Below are 16,925 nucleotides of genomic sequence, written 5' to 3'. Positions count from 1 at the left end.
CCCCTGCCTATGCACTTTTTTGATCACGTTCGATTACAGGCAAAATACCTTTCTTGTTTTTGAGAAGGTCATAAATAAATAACCTTCCTTTTTGTGTCCAATATGTGTGCATTACACTTCTTTCTGCATCAATAGCATGGGTCTTGGATTGCGTGTATCCTTGATCGGCGTACTCCTGATATAAAAGCCAGCAGTTTCCCATTTTGTACTGTACTCCAAGCTCATGAAGCAGCTTATTGAAAGCGCGGCCATACATTCCGTAATCCTTGGCAATCTTACTGATCGGCACAAGGCTCTTATTTTGCAATATGAGATCGTAATAACTCGCCTTGGGCCTTAACTCGCTGATAATCTGTTTATTCTTTGCGTTTTCTATTTCTAAAGCTTTCCGTCTGTCGCGTTCTGCCTTTAGTTCAGAGAAAATCTTGATACCATACTCCGGATTAGAAATCATCTCTTCGATTACTTTATCCGTAGCATAAACTCCATATTTTCTGATCGTGGGCAGCACTTCATCAAAGACCCATCTCTCAAAACGTTCAGCGGTAGGAAGTTTTGATTTAACAATTAATCGGAAAAGATCTCCTTCCGGAATGAATTTAATTTCCTGCTCACCGCCGCTCGTAGGGACTCGGTGTTTCACCGACCCCTTTGTATGTCTGTTAATTGCATCGTAAGGATCTGAGTATCCCAGCATCCTTGCACAATCTGTTGCAGGGAAGTATTCCTTTCCATCAATAACGAGCACTTTAAGTTCGCCAAATTCTGTATTCTTAAAAATCTGTAAATTATTCATAACATCAATCCTCCATTTCTTTCATTTCTCCAAAATTTCTTCCTACCGAGGCCTCTGCCACGATAGGTACATCAAATTCTGGGAAGGGTTGTGTTTCCATACACTTTTTTATAAAGTCAACTGCTTCATACACCTTATCTTCCGGCAATTCAAAAACCAGCTCGTCATGTATCTGTAGTAGAGGTTTCAGCCAGAGCCTTTCGGGAAGTCCACTGATAATGCGCCCACAGGCAAGCTTTAAAATATCTGCCGCTGTACCCTGAATAGGTGTATTTAATGCGCACCGCTCGGCAAACGACTTCTTGCCCCAATCGGATGACCGAATTCCCAGCAAGTATCTTCGTCTGCCCAGCCATGTTTCTGTGTAGCAGCTTGCAGCAGCCCGCTTTTTAACTTTATCCTGCCACCGGGCAAGACCGGGATATCCGGCCTTCAAGTTTTGAATGATGGTCTCACACTCGGACAAAGTTGGGTTTAGGCCAGCTTTAAATTTTAGTGTCCTCTGTAAGCCAGTGGGAAACAGTCCATAAAACACACCAAAATTGCAGTTCTTTGCGATGGTTCTGCGCTCTTTATAATGTGGAGCATTTTTATCTGCTGCCTCCTCAAAAGGAATGCGGTAAATAACAGAGGTAGTCTGCGCATGGATATCACCACCTGTACGGTAAGTTTCCAGCATACGTTTGTCCCTGCAATAAAATGCTCCGACACGCAGTTCTATCTGTGAAAAGTCAAGGGATAAAAGAACCTTTCCGTCCGGTGCAATGATAAATTTCCGTACGCCTATTGGGTCATTGTCTTTCTGCGGACAATTCTGCATATTCGGGTTTCTTGACGCAAATCTGCCTGTCTCTGTCCCCAGCGGCATAAGGTCCGGATGAATCCTGCCTGTATCCTCATCAATAAATCGAAGATAACCGTCTATATAGGTGGATTTGAGTTTTCCCCATTTGCGGTACTCCTGCACCAGATCAAATAAGCGAACAAGCTCAGGTCTGCTAGATTCACACCATTCTTTTAACAGAATCATGGTTTCATCGTCGGCAGCTTCCTGATGTTTTGCGGTCGTTTTCATAACAGGAAGACCGAGATCCATAAAAAGATACTTCTTAAACGCCGAAGTTGAAGCATTTGCCCCTATCTCCACGTTGCCGATAATCCCGGTAATCTCATTCCTGATGCTGACGATCTTTTCCGCGGCTTCCGCTTGTTTCTTCAGCATGGCTGACTTGTCCACCAATATGCCGTTATACTTCATTATCCCGACATACACTGATGTGGGCGATTCCACCTCTTCCACAATGGTTCTGTGTTTAGGTAAAAACCTATCAAACCACTGATTGAAAACATGGTATAGGCGAAGAGTATAATCACTGTCAGCACAAGCGTAGCGGATAGTCTTCTCATCCTGAGGGTTTAATTCATCGAAAAATCGACCGTCAGTAACCGTTGAGAATTCTATCATTTCCGCTTTACACAGCGCGGGTGCAAGCGTCTTAAGTCCGCTGTCAGCAAGGCTTCTGAACTCCCACTTGCTTTTTAATGTAAGTTGTGATGCTGCAATAGTGTCATAACAAGGCTTTTGAAGGACAATACTTCTTGCATAAAGGAACATAGACTCAAAAGCCAGATTATGAGCAACCTTTATTACATCTTTGGATTCGAATAGTAATTTCAGATACTTCCATATTGACGTCTGGTTCTCTGCGTTTCGTCCGCTGCGATGTTTAAGTGGAACATAAATAGCGGTTCCGTCAGATACTGAAAAACTGATCCCTGTAATATCGGCTTTATGAGCATCAAGAGTAGCACTTTTCTCGTTCCTCCATTTATCGCGGGGCGACGTTTCAAAATCGAAAGCAAATAAGGCAATGTTTTTCAGATACTCTTGTATTTCAGATAGTGTATAAACACATTTGTATCCCATGCGGTTCTCCTTTCCGCCCTATCGGAGATAGAAGTTACTCTCCGATAGGGCCTTTGATCACTTAAGCGGCTCAGTAATTTCACCTGATTCAGGGTCTACATTTATTACCTCTTCACTGGCAGGTTCAGTATCATGGCCGACTCGGGTACTGAATGCTTTGACCTGCTCAGAAAGCTTGGATATCAACGCGAATTCGTCAGCGGTCAGATCCCGATCTACAGTAAACTGAGCCTGTGAATAGGTAATACCGCTTGAGTTGGTTGCCTTTTTCAAAGAAAAGCGAGTAACCACGCTGTTTGATTTTTTGCCTTTAGAAAGCAGCCTTTTGATGTAGCGGGAAAACTCTTTCAACGATCCAGTAGGCAAAGAGAGTATTAACGGGAAAATTTCCCCTTCACGCAGTACATATATCCTGCGGCGGTTTTTGCAGGCTTTGCTGCCGTTTTCCCCTGAACCAAACTGATTATATGGACATTTGGCACAGCTTCCTCCGGGGTCTCCTTCGCCGGTTATACCATCAAAGCTTCCGCAATCCGGTGGGTTACTACCTCCGGTATACTTGTCCTTGTAGTATGCATAAAGTGGATGATGATAAAGAATTACCGCTGAGAATTCTTTGACATTATCCGGCTCTCCGGGATTCTCACCAGGCACTTCAAATACTGTGCTGCCTGCGGACGGGATTTTTATACGTTCAAAAGTCAAATCGAGACCATCAAGTTCTGATTCCATTGCCTCGTTTAGATTAAAATCAGCGAGCTGAAGAAAACCTGCATTTTCGCTAATAGTTACGAGTTCATTGCTTTTCATGCTTTTATACCTCCGTAAATATGAATTTGAAATGTAATCTATATCATTGTTCTTTGAAACTTTGATCTTAGAACCGTTATTCCTTGAGCATTGCACTCTGAACTTATTTATCTTGCTGCTTTCCGCACAGTTACTGTTGTCTTTTCGAAGACATTCACAAGGCCTTTCAACCAGTCCGGAAGCTCGTCCCCATTCTCGGCAATCTGTTCTTTAACAAATGCCGACAGAGAGTTTGCATTGACTGTTTCATAGATGAGTTCTCCAAAGCCTTTACTGCGTAGTGCGTCAAACAGTTCCTCCTTCATGCCTGCGGCAGTACTGGCTCTTGTTGTCGTTGAAAGGCAGAACATTGTTCCTGCTCTTGTAAAGTTTTGCGTCTCGCTGCTGATCATCAGCTCAGACAGGTGATATTCAACATCGTCAATCTCCGCATTGATGCTTTTCAGTTCATCTTCCGCGGCCTTCTTCGCCTTGCGCAGCTCCTTAAGGCGGTCAGCAAGTTCAAATATCGCATTATTGCTCACTGCTTTCACCTCCCTCTGGGGCAAAGGGGTTTGCACCTTTGCGGTAGTCGTCTATCAGCATTTTTGCAAGATCTGCTTTATTGCGCAGAACAGTCAGGATTTTTGAGTCTACAGTACCCTTGGCGATAAGGTAGATATATGTGCAGCCGTTCTTCTGCCCAACTCTATGGATCCGGGCTTTTGTCTGCTCAAAATTCGACATGGAATAATCAAGTGAGTAAAATACCATTGTGCTTGCAGCGGTTAGTGTAATACCGAGGCCAGCAGTTGCAATCTGGCCAACAAACACCATGCAGTCAGGATCATATTGAAACCGGTGGACTTGCTCTTGGCGACCCTTAGTCGCACCATAAATACACGCATAGCCAATGTTCTTCTTCTCCAACAGCCTGCATATGGCATGAATTTCAGGGATAAACCTTGCTATGACAACCAGCTTATGTCCTTCTTGAATGCTGCTTTCAAGGATATCTTCAAGAGCATTTAACTTGGCATCACTGACTTGCTCGATTTTCCCGCCGTCATCGCTTCCGATGAATCCGCCGGTTAATTGCGAAAGACGAAGCAAGCGTGTTAGTATGTTTGTAGCTGTTACTTCTCCTGCTGAAAGCTCAGTATAGCTTTGTTTGACAAGCTCCTTATATTTCTTCAAAGTTACAGGCTCAAGCTCAATATGGCGAATGATATCGGTGGTTTCCGGCAAATCCAGACACTCAGCTTTGGTTGCCCGGAACGCAATGCTGTGGATCCTTTTCATCAAATCCTGTTCCATTGATTTTTTCAGCACCGGCGTATGATTGCCATAGCCGACCATGTTGAAATACCGGTTTCGGAAGGCATAGAAGCTATTTCCAAAGATACGAGGATCAAGAAACTTATACTGGCTGAATACATCTATGGCTTTGTTGGTTATAACCGTTCCTGTCAGTAAGAGCCGATACCGGGCAATCAAGCCCAATCGGTGCATTGCTTTTGAAACCGCTGTATTATGAGTTTTAATTTTGTGTCCTTCATCGGCAATGATAAGGTCAGAATTCCAGTTTGCCAGTTCCTTTTCCATTCTCCATGCAGATTCATAGTTGACCACCACTACATGGACACCTTCGCCAGTTAAAAATCTTAGCTGTTGGATTTTCTTTTGAATCATGCCATTAAGGACTATAAGCTGATATGGAAAATCTGCGAACCGTTTAAACTCATCTTCCCACACTCCAAGTATGGAAAGCGGCGCAACAATCAGCACACGTTTTATTCTTCCTGCAGCAAGCAATGCTCCTATAATGGCAATTGAGACAAGAGTTTTCCCGGTGCTGGTCAGCCCATTTCCATCAGGAGCGCTGCACCCCATCCGGAAATGGCAGAAACACCACCACCCTTCAAAAGTCCAAATAGACTGCATATGAAATTGAAAGCACGAACCTGATGCTTGTATGGTCTGCCCTTTATGGGCATTGAAACTATTGGCTGCACTTTTGCATTGTTCATTGAGTCTTGCATCTTATATCCTCCATCCTTCGATTTTGAGGGTTGGCCAACTCTCTGACTCAATGCTACCTAAATTGCAAAAGCCTGTCTGGACATCTAAAGTCCATGTTTTAGGCAAAAAAAATAGCCATTATGCAGAAAGGTTATTTCGCCTTTTCGCATAATGGCTGAGAATCTCATTATAATAGCCTGTTTTTAATTAAAAAAGTTGGACTTCCGAAGTCCAACAATTTTTAACTTATCATTTCTTTATATGCCTTTGCACAAAGAGGAGAAAGTCCCAAGGCTTCCAAAACTTCATTACATTCATATATTGTATGTCCTCTGTACGAATGAATCAGCTTTTTATATGCCAATTGTTGTGGGGTGTTATTGAGAGTATAGCCGGCAAGCCTTAATATCTCTTCACTGTATGTAGGGCTTAGCTCCAATCCGATGCAGATTGCAACAACGGTTTCTAAAGTTGGATTATTAAGTTCGTTGTTTTTTATTCTGTCATATGTTTTTCCTGAAAGCAAAGTCTTTTCTATAAAAACAACCTTATTGTAGCCTTTCCTTTTGATATGTCCGTATACCGCTTGGGAAAATGTCTGGGTTGTACGGCTCAAATGCTGACCTTCTTCGACGAATTCTTCGTGAAACTTCTTTAGCTCTTCTGAACGATTAAATACTTCCATATTATGCTTGTCCGGATTAAATGTCGGCACTCTGTTATAATCCGGTGTAGCTTTACGGAACATTATAGAATCAAGGTATACTACAATGTCCATTTTGGAGGCTTTATTCAACTTTAAATCAAACAGAAGGCAACATTCATCTACATGCAGTTTTGCATAATCTGTAAGATCAAGGCTTCCATTTTCTAATCTTTTAATATACTTGGAGTCATTAATTACGTAATGACCATCAACATAAATAAAATTGCCGCTGTCTATAATCTTTGCGAATTCCGGATTTGCATAGTATTCAAAAAAGGAATCGCTTAGGCTAATGCTGTATGTTTGATTCTTATGTAATGAGTCTGCCTTAAACGAATAATTGCTGATAAAATGGTCATCTACGTAGGTATATACACCTTCAACTTCCTTATATCCAAGGTCAAGCATCCTTATTTTGGCTGCTATCCTTGACACCTGGAAGAAGTCAGCTAATTCATACACGACATTTTCCATTACATTTAACCTGTCGTGAGTACCAAAAAGGAGCTCATTCTTTCTTATTAGCTCCTCGATCTTTTTGATAGTCATTGATTTAGGCATAAGGATTCGTGGTGCAATTCCGTTAGCATGCCATTCCATCCAGTCTTCTGGCGTCCATTGCTGTTTGTATTTAGTTGTTTCGTTTACTCTGCAGCTTATGAGCAAAGCATCGCTGTTATACGTCTTAACTAACTCATGGTATTTTCTATGCTTATACCAGTGGACACATTCATGAATAATGGTATTGTTCATGCACCCTACGTTTCGCATGAAATACACATTGGGATCCACAAGGATTGTTCCCCTTGAAACCTCCAAAGGCTTATATGTTCTTTCATTTCTGTCGTAATACTCTATCGTGCAATCGCCAAAAACTATTTGACCAAATATAGTGAAATGCCTTGTCAGCTGGACTTGCTTTACCTTAAGCCCCATTCTTTTCACTACCTCATCAACGGGGATAGGCATAGGGGTACTTAATGCTTCTGGGCAAAACTCACTTAGAAATCCGGTCGCAACATCATCAAACTGTTCCTTTTCTATAATTGGCACTAAATACTCAGATAGTCGCCCTAATTTGCTCTCTCTGTACTTATTGTATATTGAAACAGACTTGATTTGAAAATTCTGAATTCCGTCATCAAGGTCAGCTTTACAGGAGATACGGAACCATTGTTCTATACCTTCAGTCTCGCGATTCCTTCGTACTGTTTCTGCTATTTCAACTTCTGCGGAAATAATTACATCAAATAAAATACTGTTACCTGGCGAGTCGGTTATGTCTATCATTATGATGTCAAAGTCGGATAATGCCGCTTCATCCGGTGATTGCACACGGTATGAGTTGGATTCAAGCTTATCCGGGTTGTCCTCAATATATTCGGACAACTCGTCAAAGAGTTCATTATAATACATGTTTGCAATAACATCTCTGAACGAGCTGACACTTGCCATAACGTACCTCCCTAATAACATTTCATCATACAGACCAGATATTTCCTTATGTAAATTATAACATAAATTGCGTATAACACAATATTAAATACGCGAACTCAAATTTTTATTGCGTTTTGGTCTATTTTATGGTATTCTATAACGAGCGAGGTGACAATTATGGTCGTAAGCTATAAAAAACTATGGAAACTCTTAATCGATAAAGATATGAAAAAGAAAGATTTAAGAGAAGCGGCTGGTATTAGTACATCTTCTATGGCAAAACTGGGTAAAAACGAAAATGTTACGACCGATGTGCTTGTAAAGATTTGCAAGGCATTAAAGTGTGATATTTCCGATATTATGGAGATTCAGCCAGATGAATAGGTATCAACAGCTTTTACTTAATAGTTAAGCAACAATGACGCTAATTGAATTATTATGAAAAAACTTAAATTAATAAAATTTTAAAAGTGAGGTTATAAAGATGTATAATCAATTTTTTAATACTGTTCTTGAAGTACTAAAATAAGATGATAAAATGTATTCTGATTACTAAGAAGGTAAGTAATTATATATAGATTTCTTTGCTTACTAAATTGGAAAGAGATTGCAGCCCAGAGGTTGTACGAGGCTGTTCCTGCAGAAAAGGATGGAAAAATTATGAGAAAATATATAGGAAAATTAAAATCGTTATCATACCCACAGATGATAGCACTTGGCTACTTTCTGATAATAATTGCCGGGACATTTTTGCTGTCATTGCCGATAGCCAGCCGCAATAATTTATTTCCCGGATTAATTAATGCACTTTTTACAGCAACCTCTGCTACTTGTGTAACAGGGCTTGTTGTTTTTGACACCTATACACAATGGTCGCTATTTGGACAAGTAGTTATTTTACTGCTGATTCAAATAGGTGGCTTAGGGTTTATGACGGTTGTCACAATATTTTCTATTTTTTTAAAAAGAAAAATCGGGCTGAAAGAAAGGGGACTTTTACGTGAAAGTATAAATGCTATGTATATCGGTGGGATTGTACGTCTGACCAAAAGAATATTGCTTGGCACTTTGCTGTTTGAAGGTATTGGTGCAGTATTGCTATCATTGAGGTTTATACCCAAAATGGGCTTGCTGGAAGGTATATATAATGGCATTTTTCACTCGGTTTCAGCTTTTTGCAATGCCGGGTTTGACATTATGGGAAAGTACGGCAAGTATTCATCGCTAACAAATTTCGCCGGGGATGCGGTTGTTAACTTAACAATTATTTCACTCATCATTGTCGGAGGAATAGGGTTCTTTGTATGGGATGATATTGAGAAAAATAAATATCATTTTAGAAAATATCAGCTACATACAAAAATAGTTTTAACGATGACCGCAATTCTTATAGTGTCAGGGACGATATGCTTTTATATTTTTGAAAGAAATAACCTTCTTTATGGGATGACTACAGGAGAGAAAGTTTTAGTCTCTCTCTTTGGCGCAGTTACGCCCAGAACAGCAGGCTTCAATACTGTTGACGTTGCATCATTAACCTCTGCAAGTAAGCTTCTGACTATTGTGTTGATGTTTATAGGCGGCAGTCCCGGATCTACTGCCGGTGGGATCAAGACTACTACTTTGGCAGTTATCATGATTTCGCTGTGGTCAAGCTTGAAAAATAGGAATGGTGATAATATATTTGGCAGGAGACTGGAAGATAATGCACTAAAGAGGTCGTCTGCCGTTGTGACAGTCAATATACTTCTTATACTGAGTGCGGCTTTACTTATTAGTGCTACAAATAAAGCTTTAGGACTTGACGCTGTTTTGTTTGAGGTTACATCTGCAATTGGTACTGTTGGTCTTTCTACGGGAATCACAGGTGGTCTGAATACCTTTGCAAAAATAATTATCATACTATTGATGTATAGCGGCAGAGTCGGAAGTCTTTCTTTTGCTTTGCTGTTTACAGAACATGGAGTGACGTCATCTATACAGAATCCGGTGGAAAAAATAAATATAGGATAGGGGTATTGGTATGAAATCATTTTTAGTTATTGGAATTGGACGTTTTGGGAAACATTTGAGCCGTAAGCTGGTTGAGCTTGGAAATGAAGTCATGATTGTTGATAAAAATGAAGAAAATATAAGAGAACTTTTACCCATCGTGACAAATGCACAAATTGGTGATTGTACGAAAGAAGAAGTACTTCGTTCACTGGGCATTGATAATTATGACGTATGTTTTGTCTGTGTTGAAAATGATTTTCAGAGCAGCCTTGAAATTACCAATCTGCTTAAGGATTTTGGCGCTAAATATGTAATAAGCAAATCCAGTCGCGATATCCAAACAAAATTCTTACTACGTAATGGTGCCGATGAAGTTATAGATCCTGAACGGAATATTGCTGAAAAACTGGCGGTGCGCTGCAGTGCAAACCACGTTTTTGATTATATTGAGCTCACAAATGATATCTCCATCTATGAAATTCCGCCTGCAAAAAGCTGGATTGGGAGAAGTATAAAGGAGATAAATTTCAGAGTAAGATACCATGTAAGTATACTGGCAACAAAAGCTGGGAATGATATTTCACCTTTACCTGTTGCCGATTATATATTCAAGCCCGAGGAACATCTTTTAGTTATAGGACGCCGCAAGGATGTAGAAAAGCTATTAAAACATATAAACTAAAAATATGGTAAAATACTTCTACGAGGTGATAATATGAGCAGTAAATACTATTTACGGATGAAAAACCATCCTTATCTTGTTTTCCTTTGTATTGGCTCAGAACTCCGGATACACTGACAATATCATACTAGCACTACAAAAATTGAATATTTTCATGAGAAAATTAGAGAAATTTTAGGCGAAGAGATGAATCAGGAAATTGAGCGTTTGCAGCAAATAATTGATCAATATGATAAAGAAATAAATCGCCTTAATAGAAAAATTAAAGAAACTGGCTTAGCTAAGGAAATGTCAGAGAGAATACTATCACAGTGTGTTAATGTTCGTGGCATTACATCAAACGAGGAACTTGATAGAATTTTTGATACGGATGCTGAGCGAGAAGATTAAATTATACATCCATCCTGTATCCTCAACCCCCTGTAAAAAAGGGGGTTATCTAATCTGGTAACTCAACTATTAATTTTCGGGACGGTTGATATGTTCCCGCAAACAATAAAAATAAGGGTTTCCTGACATTGCCACATCCAGCAGATCGGCCTCGAGAAAAACTAAATGTCTGGAAACCCTTTATTTACAAGCTTTTCAGTTTTTTATTTCTCAACCTTTGACATCAATGTCACGCACTCCACATGTGATTTTTAGGCTATTTGGGGAACATGTCCAAAATCAACGAAAACGCTTGATTTTAAAGACTTTTTCGTTAGTCAATCCATTTCTTGTTATCTAACCTATCGCTTTGTCTGAGTAGGCTATTTCACTTTTGTACAGAGAACAAAGTGGAATTTATCTTCGTAAATAATTCTCGTAATTACTCAATAGATCATAACAGAATTGTTTCAAGTAAGTCTGGTCAATTTCATTTTCAAAATCTAGGACTTGTTCTGAACCAATTCTATTGACTTTATAAAGATGACCCTTAATGGCAATATGCCCTCTTCCATTACCAACAAAAGATAAATACATATGCTGACCATAAGGTTCTTCAAGTCTTGCTTCACCATGTAAAGTCTCATAGATATGACACAAATCATTGCCAAACTTAGCCAGGCCTTTTATGTCGATATCCATTGTGGTATTCGCAGAAAAACCATCGCTTTTTACCTCAATACTCAGTATTGTATTTGTCGAAAGATTTATATCTGCTTCAAATATCTGCGGTTCAATACACAATGTAAAATTTTCTGATTCAAGAATATGCTTCATAGCTTGTCACCATCAAATTAAATTTTTTTATTTCTTCTTCGAACTATATTTCTTACTCCTGCGATGCTTTCCGTCATCACCTATGACTATATTACTTCGCTTCTTCTTTTCTTCCTGAACCGCTCTGAACTCGCTCTCCGTTATAATCGGCGGATGGCACTCTTTCATCTGATATTTATATTCCTGTGTGGCGGAATCCAAAAGCGTAACCGTACCTGTGTATTTCTCATTTTCAAGCATTTTCTCTATGGAACGCTTGCTCCATGTTCCCTTGCCGCCGGGGGAAGGAATGCCTGCGTCCGATAATTTCTTTATGATACCAAGAACACTGGCTCCATCAAGGTACCATCTGAAAACATCCCGTACCACCTTAGCCTGTTCATCGTTAATTACAAGCTCTCCATCCTTATTCTTTGTGTAGCCGTAAAGCTTTCGTTTATAGAGTCCGGATGTACCGTTTGCCGCTCTCATGGCAAGTCCCATACGGATATTCTCGCTTCGGCTTTCATTTTCAGCCTGAGCCAAGGATTCCATCACTGAAATCATAAGATTGCTGTCGACTTCATCAGTGTCCAGATTCTCTTGTTCAAAAATAATCCTGACACCGGCTGCCTTCAGCTTGTTGATTGCTGATAAAGTCTCTACAGTATCCCTGCCGAATCTGCTAATGCTTTTAGTCAGGACAACGGATATATTGTGAGCTTCGCATTCTCGAAGCAATCGCTCAAATTCACGTCGAGGGATTTCTCCCTTCGCTGATGCAATATCGATAAAAACATCTGCCAGTCGCCATTGGCTTACATTCGCAACCGCTCTCGTTAAGGCAGATATCTGTGCTGCGAGGCTATAAAGCTGTTCTTTTTCATTTGTACTTACCCTGCAATAGATTCCGACTTTCTTTTCCAAGCCGTCATTCCTTGCCGGAATATACCAGATTTTCGAATCCATCAGCCCACCTCCACATCTTTAATTAGCCTAATCATATCACAATTTCGTACTGATGATAAGTAGGCAATTCATGTTTACCAAATGAGTAAAAACGCAATATATTGATTACATGATTTTACAAACCGCTATATATTGCGTGTTATCAATGCTACCGTCTCAACATGTGCCGTGATAGAAAAATGATACTAAATCGCAGAAATATTGGGATTAGACCCCCAAGACCCCCTTTAGATTTAAGAGGGTTGTTTTTATAGAGTGTGGGAGTGGCATTAATACATTCGTTTACACATCCTAAACGTTCTTTACCCTTATTTTAGATGCTCATCAAATCTAATATTGCAGCTTCATCCTTCCAATAAGAACTTATGAATTCAAACTTTTTTAAAGGGAAATTGTTATCAGCTATAAAAACATATGCTGAACCAAAAGGTAATTTATCCTTTGGTAAATTGGTTATGTCATCATAATAAACCTCAAGGCTTGCCATATACATAAATGCCCTTAACACTTCTATATCAGTATTTTCGGTAAGTCCTTCTACAATTATCAATTGTCTATTATCTGAAACATAATGAAGTTTCTTTCTAATTGAATAAGGCATTCCGTCTTTATAAATAATTTCGGATTAACCCCTTCGTTTTGGACAAAACCTAATAAATTCTTGAATTTTCTTAGATTTAGACTCTTATTTGAATATTAGTTTGGTTCTCTCCAAAATGAAGGTCATAAAATTCATTTGGTGCCATAAACCTTAAGCTGGAATGAAGTCTCCTATTATTGTAAAATTCCATGAAGTCGTTTACTGTTTCATATGCTTCTGCATATGTTTGAAATTCATTGATTTTTAAGCAATCATCCTCAAGTATTCTGTGAAATGATTCTATATGTGCATTCTTATTTGGCGTTTTTACAGGTATCCTTTCATGTTCTACTTTAATTTCCTCACAGCATTCGCTAAACTTATAGTTTACAAACTGTGGGCCATTATCAGTTCTTATTACAGGTCTACTAGCTCCTTCCTCAAATAGATTCCTTTTTATCAGGCATTTTCTTAGCAATGCTGCCGCATCTTTAGCCTCGCAGTGTAATCCCATGTGGTAGCCAATAATACTTCTATCAAAAACATCAATTAGGTTTAGCAGGTAGAAAAACTTGTCCTCACCTTGGACATATCCATACTTAATATCCATTTCCCAGAGCTGATTTGAGCCGGTAATAGTTCTGTTTACTGCAATAGTTCTCTTTAGTTTGGGTTTAATCACTCTTTGATCCTTAAGTATGCCAAGCTCTTTACAGAGCCTATAAACCTTCTTCTGGTTAATCTTTAGGTTGTAGTACCTTCTCAAATGATAGGTTATTTTTCGATATCCATAATTAAGAGCATCGCCATCGATGGACTCCATAATAAACTCTTTAATCTGCTCATCGCAGATCTTTTTATATTCGTTGTCTAGGCTATATCCCTTTGGTTTTCCACCTTTAGGTTTAGCCTTCTCCTTACCTTCTACGCTTAAGCTGTAGTAATACGTTGACCTACTAAGCTTAACTGTCTTTAGTACAAAAACAGCGTTAAATCCTTTATCTATATAACTCTTAGCTATTTCTACTTTATCTTTAATTGAGGGTTGGATTTTTTTATTAAATCTTTAAGAATTGCTATTTCTAAATCCTTCTCTCCTAGTAGCTTCTTAAGCTGATCATTCTGTTTTGTTACTTCTGTTAATTCATTTTCTAGTTCTTTTTCTCCCTCAACTAAAGCCTTTCTGCCTGGCTTAACCTTAATTTCATTCCTTTTCTCAGATTCTCTTATCCAAGTAAATATTGTTGATTTTGATATTCCATGTCTCCTTGATACTAATGAAACATTTCCTACCTCTTGTACCTCTCTTAAGATCTCTTCCTTTAATTCTTTGGTATACGTTTTTCCTCTCATAGTTTACCTCCAATCACTTTCTACATTATAATAAATGTATAGGTAATTGTCCAAATCCATTTAGGGGCTTATGAGATTTCAAATTCTCCTTTTATATCATCCGTATTTAAATTCTTACCATCTAACATACAAATTTCTAACTCTTTTTCATTACAATAATCTTTTAATTCTGTTATAATATTATTTTTATTGGTATTAACTTTCAATATAAGCAATCTCTTTTTACCAAATAAAGCATCCATAAACATATGCAGTTCACAAGGTAATTGTGAATGTATATCCTTAATTTCTGCTATATTATTACTCAATTTCATCATCGCTTCTAATAAATTATCTGTTTTAGCATTATCCAATAAAATCATCTCCTATTTCCAATGTATAATTCATAGCAATAAATGTATCGCTATCCGTTGTAACAAGTTCATCAAGGTAATTTTTATCTATTTTTTCTAACACTTTGTTGTATAAATCTGATGCACCTTTACTTTTGCGAATATTATTATCTTTAGTGTTAATAAAAGCTACATTTAAATTTTTATTTGAATTAATATTTCTATAATTCCACACTATAATATTAGCTTCCTCTGCTTGCATTATATCTATATTTTCAATAATTATATTAAGCTCATATTCGATAACCATTCCTAAGTCGTATGGAAAAATGTGATAACTATTTAAACAATAATATAGGCTATAGATTATTCTTAAGGCCTGTTCTTTATCCTTAATAATTATATTATCTTTTCTAATTCCATCCACAAAAGAATTTTCCAAACATATTAAAACACCTTTAAAATACTTGCATTTAATAAATTCTTCTTTTGAACCTACAAAGCATATTTCATAATTATCTTTAACCATATCATTAATCTTATCTCCAATAATTGATTGGATTTTATCTTCGTCATAGTATTCCAGATCAAAAGAAAAATCTAATTCATCACTGGTATTAACTTCTTGTATTTTCTTCGTACTGTATATTTCTATATTGGAAAATTTACTTTTATTTATCCTTTCATTAATAGAGTCATCATCACAATATAGGTGTATTTCTAATATTGATGGTTCAAAACATGCCATTTTATTCACCCTTATAAAAGGATTTATAACTTGTGACAATTGAATTAATAATTCTGTCCATTTCTTTTGAGAAGCTTTCACTATCAAGCATATTTATGACATTATCATTAAATTCTCTTAAAGCATATACTCCTTTACCTTCAGTATAAATGTAATCCAAGTATATCCAAAATGAAGACATTATATCTTTTTTATTATAATTATTCAAATTAAATAAATTCATTAAATTATTTCTATCTTCAGGAGTGATTTGATTTTGACTAAAATTAAAATAAGTACCATCTAAAGTATTTTTCAATTTCAATCCCAAAACAAGAGTTCCATCGTTTCTATTATCACTATTAGAAATCTCAACTACAAAAACTACACTGAATTTTGACCCATTTAAATTAAAATCTTTCATTATATTTATTTCATAGTTAATTAATGTATTTGAATTACTAAAGAATTTTTTTGGCTCAACAATTTTTAAATTTTCATCTGTAATATTTTCAAAGATTAAGCTATTTTGTTCAAATCTCTTTTGAAGTTCCTCGCAAAACTTTTCAACAAATTCTTGTTTCATAATATTTTCTGATTTTTGAAGCTCTTTAAAAGCTTTATAATTTTCTTTTTTCATTAAAATTGAAACCATCTGCTTTTCTACTCCTTCATTATTAATAATCTTATTAACAAGCTCCCTATACTGCTTAAGTGCATCACGTACTTTATATTGAACTGGTGTTTCATCAATACACTTTTGTAACCACTCCAAGATATGTTTTTCAAATGATATTAAATAAGGTTTTCTTTCCATACCTTCTTCACTCTGAGAAGATGGCTCTTTACCATCTAAAGTAAGATAAAATATCTTATAATCCTTTCCTCTTGTTTTTGCATAATCTTCATATCTTTTAAGTTGATGATCTTGATCACCAGCATCTATTTTCATTTCAATAGCAAAAAAACAGTCATCATTGTAAATTACAAAATCTATTCTTCCATCTTCAAAAGGCCATTCTCTTTCTACATACCATTTCTTATATATATCTGCTCCTTTAATACCTAAAACAATATTTAAAAATAATTTTAAATATTTATCTTCCATAAAGTGTCCACTTTGAGAGTTTAATAAAGAATATATCATATTTGAATGGGTAAAAACCTCATCTCTTTCAATTTTTAAAATACTAAAAATATTAAAGTCGCCACCACGATTTTTTTTTGCTTCATAATTGTTTTTAATAATTGTTTTTGCTTCCTGCAATAAATTTTCAGCCGAATTGTTTATATTTCCCATATGTTTTACTCACTCCTCTTTACACATACCATTTTTGTCATGATACATCTGCTATGCTTTTTATAAATACAATAAGAAAGAAGGTATATTCAAATGTTTAATCTATTTATGTTTTTTGTTTTCAT

19 protein-coding genes are annotated in these 16,925 nt (G+C 37.2%); 4 read left to right on the top strand and 15 right to left on the bottom strand.

Annotated features, from left to right (window positions below; genetic code table 11):
- Positions 1 to 7: 7 nt before the first annotated feature.
- The 7 genes from FHY60_RS04965 to FHY60_RS04935 all read right to left on the bottom strand — a co-directional run bounded on the left by FHY60_RS04965 (position 8) and on the right by FHY60_RS04935 (position 7,695).
- A complete protein-coding gene (locus tag FHY60_RS04965; protein WP_139903966.1) occupies positions 8 to 796 on the bottom strand; it encodes a phage antirepressor in 789 nt (262 codons plus the stop codon).
- 4 nt (positions 797 to 800) lie between these two features.
- Positions 801 to 2,723: a bifunctional 3'-5' exonuclease/DNA polymerase gene (locus FHY60_RS04960; RefSeq protein WP_139903965.1), complete on the bottom strand. Its 1,923-nt coding sequence runs from the start codon at positions 2,721 to 2,723 to the stop codon at positions 801 to 803.
- 57 nt (positions 2,724 to 2,780) lie between these two features.
- Positions 2,781 to 3,533 carry a hypothetical protein gene (locus tag FHY60_RS04955; protein WP_139903964.1) on the bottom strand — a complete coding sequence of 251 codons (753 nt, stop codon included), beginning with the start codon at positions 3,531 to 3,533 and terminating at the stop codon, positions 2,781 to 2,783.
- 107 nt (positions 3,534 to 3,640) lie between these two features.
- On the bottom strand, positions 3,641 to 4,057 hold the full coding sequence (locus tag FHY60_RS04950) for a gp33 family protein (protein ID WP_479723576.1): 417 nt from the start codon (positions 4,055 to 4,057) through the stop codon (positions 3,641 to 3,643).
- Positions 4,047 to 5,327 carry a DEAD/DEAH box helicase gene (locus FHY60_RS04945; protein ID WP_243122228.1) on the bottom strand — a complete coding sequence of 427 codons (1,281 nt, stop codon included), beginning with the start codon at positions 5,325 to 5,327 and terminating at the stop codon, positions 4,047 to 4,049. The genes FHY60_RS04950 and FHY60_RS04945 overlap by 11 nt, the downstream gene beginning before the upstream one ends.
- Before the next feature lie 44 nt (positions 5,328 to 5,371).
- Entirely contained in the window at positions 5,372 to 5,554 is a 183-nt protein-coding gene (locus FHY60_RS04940; protein ID WP_139903961.1) for a hypothetical protein, read from the bottom strand.
- Between the two features lie 221 nt (positions 5,555 to 5,775).
- A complete protein-coding gene (locus FHY60_RS04935; RefSeq protein ID WP_139903960.1) occupies positions 5,776 to 7,695 on the bottom strand; it encodes an ImmA/IrrE family metallo-endopeptidase in 1,920 nt (639 codons plus the stop codon).
- A gap of 159 nt (positions 7,696 to 7,854) precedes the next feature.
- On the opposite strand from FHY60_RS04935, the gene FHY60_RS04930 reads away from it, so the two are divergent.
- From FHY60_RS04930 to FHY60_RS04915, 4 genes are all read left to right on the top strand, one after another.
- The gene (locus tag FHY60_RS04930) at positions 7,855 to 8,061 is read left to right on the top strand and encodes a helix-turn-helix domain-containing protein (protein WP_139903959.1); all 207 of its coding nucleotides are present in this window, start codon (positions 7,855 to 7,857) and stop codon (positions 8,059 to 8,061) included.
- Positions 8,062 to 8,337: 276 nt separating this feature from the next.
- Positions 8,338 to 9,690, top strand: coding sequence for a TrkH family potassium uptake protein (locus tag FHY60_RS04925; RefSeq protein ID WP_139903958.1), 1,353 nt, complete (start codon positions 8,338 to 8,340; stop codon positions 9,688 to 9,690).
- Between the two features lie 10 nt (positions 9,691 to 9,700).
- Positions 9,701 to 10,354, top strand: a complete 654-nt coding sequence (locus FHY60_RS04920) for a potassium channel family protein (protein ID WP_011838176.1) — start codon at positions 9,701 to 9,703, stop codon at positions 10,352 to 10,354.
- Between the two features lie 186 nt (positions 10,355 to 10,540).
- The gene (locus tag FHY60_RS04915) at positions 10,541 to 10,744 is read left to right on the top strand and encodes a hypothetical protein (protein ID WP_038289589.1); all 204 of its coding nucleotides are present in this window, start codon (positions 10,541 to 10,543) and stop codon (positions 10,742 to 10,744) included.
- A 396-nt stretch (positions 10,745 to 11,140) separates the two neighbouring features.
- Here FHY60_RS04915 and FHY60_RS04910 read toward each other — a convergent pair whose 3' ends face one another.
- The 8 genes from FHY60_RS04910 to FHY60_RS04875 form a co-directional block, all read right to left on the bottom strand.
- Positions 11,141 to 11,527 carry a WapI family immunity protein gene (locus FHY60_RS04910; RefSeq protein WP_180375475.1) on the bottom strand — a complete coding sequence of 129 codons (387 nt, stop codon included), beginning with the start codon at positions 11,525 to 11,527 and terminating at the stop codon, positions 11,141 to 11,143.
- A 60-nt stretch (positions 11,528 to 11,587) separates the two neighbouring features.
- Positions 11,588 to 12,508 carry a recombinase family protein gene (locus tag FHY60_RS04905; protein WP_139903956.1) on the bottom strand — a complete coding sequence of 307 codons (921 nt, stop codon included), beginning with the start codon at positions 12,506 to 12,508 and terminating at the stop codon, positions 11,588 to 11,590.
- A gap of 313 nt (positions 12,509 to 12,821) precedes the next feature.
- Entirely contained in the window at positions 12,822 to 13,109 is a 288-nt protein-coding gene (locus tag FHY60_RS04900) for a hypothetical protein (RefSeq protein ID WP_139903955.1), read from the bottom strand.
- Between the two features lie 76 nt (positions 13,110 to 13,185).
- A complete protein-coding gene (locus tag FHY60_RS04895) occupies positions 13,186 to 14,094 on the bottom strand; it encodes an IS3 family transposase (protein ID WP_243122267.1) in 909 nt (302 codons plus the stop codon).
- Positions 14,095 to 14,111: 17 nt separating this feature from the next.
- Positions 14,112 to 14,441, bottom strand: a complete 330-nt coding sequence (locus tag FHY60_RS04890) for a transposase (RefSeq protein ID WP_139903953.1) — start codon at positions 14,439 to 14,441, stop codon at positions 14,112 to 14,114.
- A gap of 68 nt (positions 14,442 to 14,509) precedes the next feature.
- Positions 14,510 to 14,794: a hypothetical protein gene (locus tag FHY60_RS04885; protein ID WP_139903952.1), complete on the bottom strand. Its 285-nt coding sequence runs from the start codon at positions 14,792 to 14,794 to the stop codon at positions 14,510 to 14,512.
- On the bottom strand, positions 14,787 to 15,521 hold the full coding sequence (locus FHY60_RS04880) for a hypothetical protein (RefSeq protein ID WP_139903951.1): 735 nt from the start codon (positions 15,519 to 15,521) through the stop codon (positions 14,787 to 14,789). Before FHY60_RS04880 ends, FHY60_RS04885 begins: the two co-directional genes overlap by 8 nt.
- Before the next feature lies 1 nt (position 15,522).
- Complete coding sequence (locus FHY60_RS04875) at positions 15,523 to 16,800, bottom strand: PDDEXK-like family protein (protein ID WP_139903950.1); 1,278 nt, start codon at positions 16,798 to 16,800, stop codon at positions 15,523 to 15,525.
- Positions 16,801 to 16,925 lie beyond the last annotated feature (125 nt).

The organism is Clostridium thermarum (assembly GCF_006351925.1).
Classification (GTDB): Bacteria; Bacillota; Clostridia; order Clostridiales; family Clostridiaceae; genus Clostridium_AU; species Clostridium_AU thermarum.
This window is presented reverse-complemented; position numbering and strand designations above follow the sequence as displayed.

Bases quoted from the DNA above. Each gene is read 5' to 3' on its own strand.
- FHY60_RS04965 (WP_139903966.1), bottom strand. From the start codon at position 796: ATGAATAATTTACAGATTTTTAAGAATACAGAATTTGGCGAACTTAAA.
- FHY60_RS04960 (WP_139903965.1), bottom strand. From the start codon at position 2,723: ATGGGATACAAATGTGTTTATACACTATCTGAAATACAAGAGTATCTG.
- FHY60_RS04955 (WP_139903964.1), bottom strand. From the start codon at position 3,533: ATGAAAAGCAATGAACTCGTAACTATTAGCGAAAATGCAGGTTTTCTT.
- FHY60_RS04940 (WP_139903961.1), bottom strand. From the start codon at position 5,554: ATGCAAGACTCAATGAACAATGCAAAAGTGCAGCCAATAGTTTCAATG.
- FHY60_RS04935 (WP_139903960.1), bottom strand. From the start codon at position 7,695: ATGGCAAGTGTCAGCTCGTTCAGAGATGTTATTGCAAACATGTATTAT.
- FHY60_RS04930 (WP_139903959.1), top strand. From the start codon at position 7,855: ATGGTCGTAAGCTATAAAAAACTATGGAAACTCTTAATCGATAAAGAT.
- FHY60_RS04925 (WP_139903958.1), top strand. From the start codon at position 8,338: ATGAGAAAATATATAGGAAAATTAAAATCGTTATCATACCCACAGATG.
- FHY60_RS04920 (WP_011838176.1), top strand. From the start codon at position 9,701: ATGAAATCATTTTTAGTTATTGGAATTGGACGTTTTGGGAAACATTTG.
- FHY60_RS04915 (WP_038289589.1), top strand. From the start codon at position 10,541: ATGAATCAGGAAATTGAGCGTTTGCAGCAAATAATTGATCAATATGAT.
- FHY60_RS04905 (WP_139903956.1), bottom strand. From the start codon at position 12,508: ATGGATTCGAAAATCTGGTATATTCCGGCAAGGAATGACGGCTTGGAA.
- FHY60_RS04900 (WP_139903955.1), bottom strand. From the start codon at position 13,109: ATGCCTTATTCAATTAGAAAGAAACTTCATTATGTTTCAGATAATAGA.
- FHY60_RS04890 (WP_139903953.1), bottom strand. From the start codon at position 14,441: ATGAGAGGAAAAACGTATACCAAAGAATTAAAGGAAGAGATCTTAAGA.
- FHY60_RS04880 (WP_139903951.1), bottom strand. From the start codon at position 15,521: ATGGCATGTTTTGAACCATCAATATTAGAAATACACCTATATTGTGAT.
- FHY60_RS04875 (WP_139903950.1), bottom strand. From the start codon at position 16,800: ATGGGAAATATAAACAATTCGGCTGAAAATTTATTGCAGGAAGCAAAA.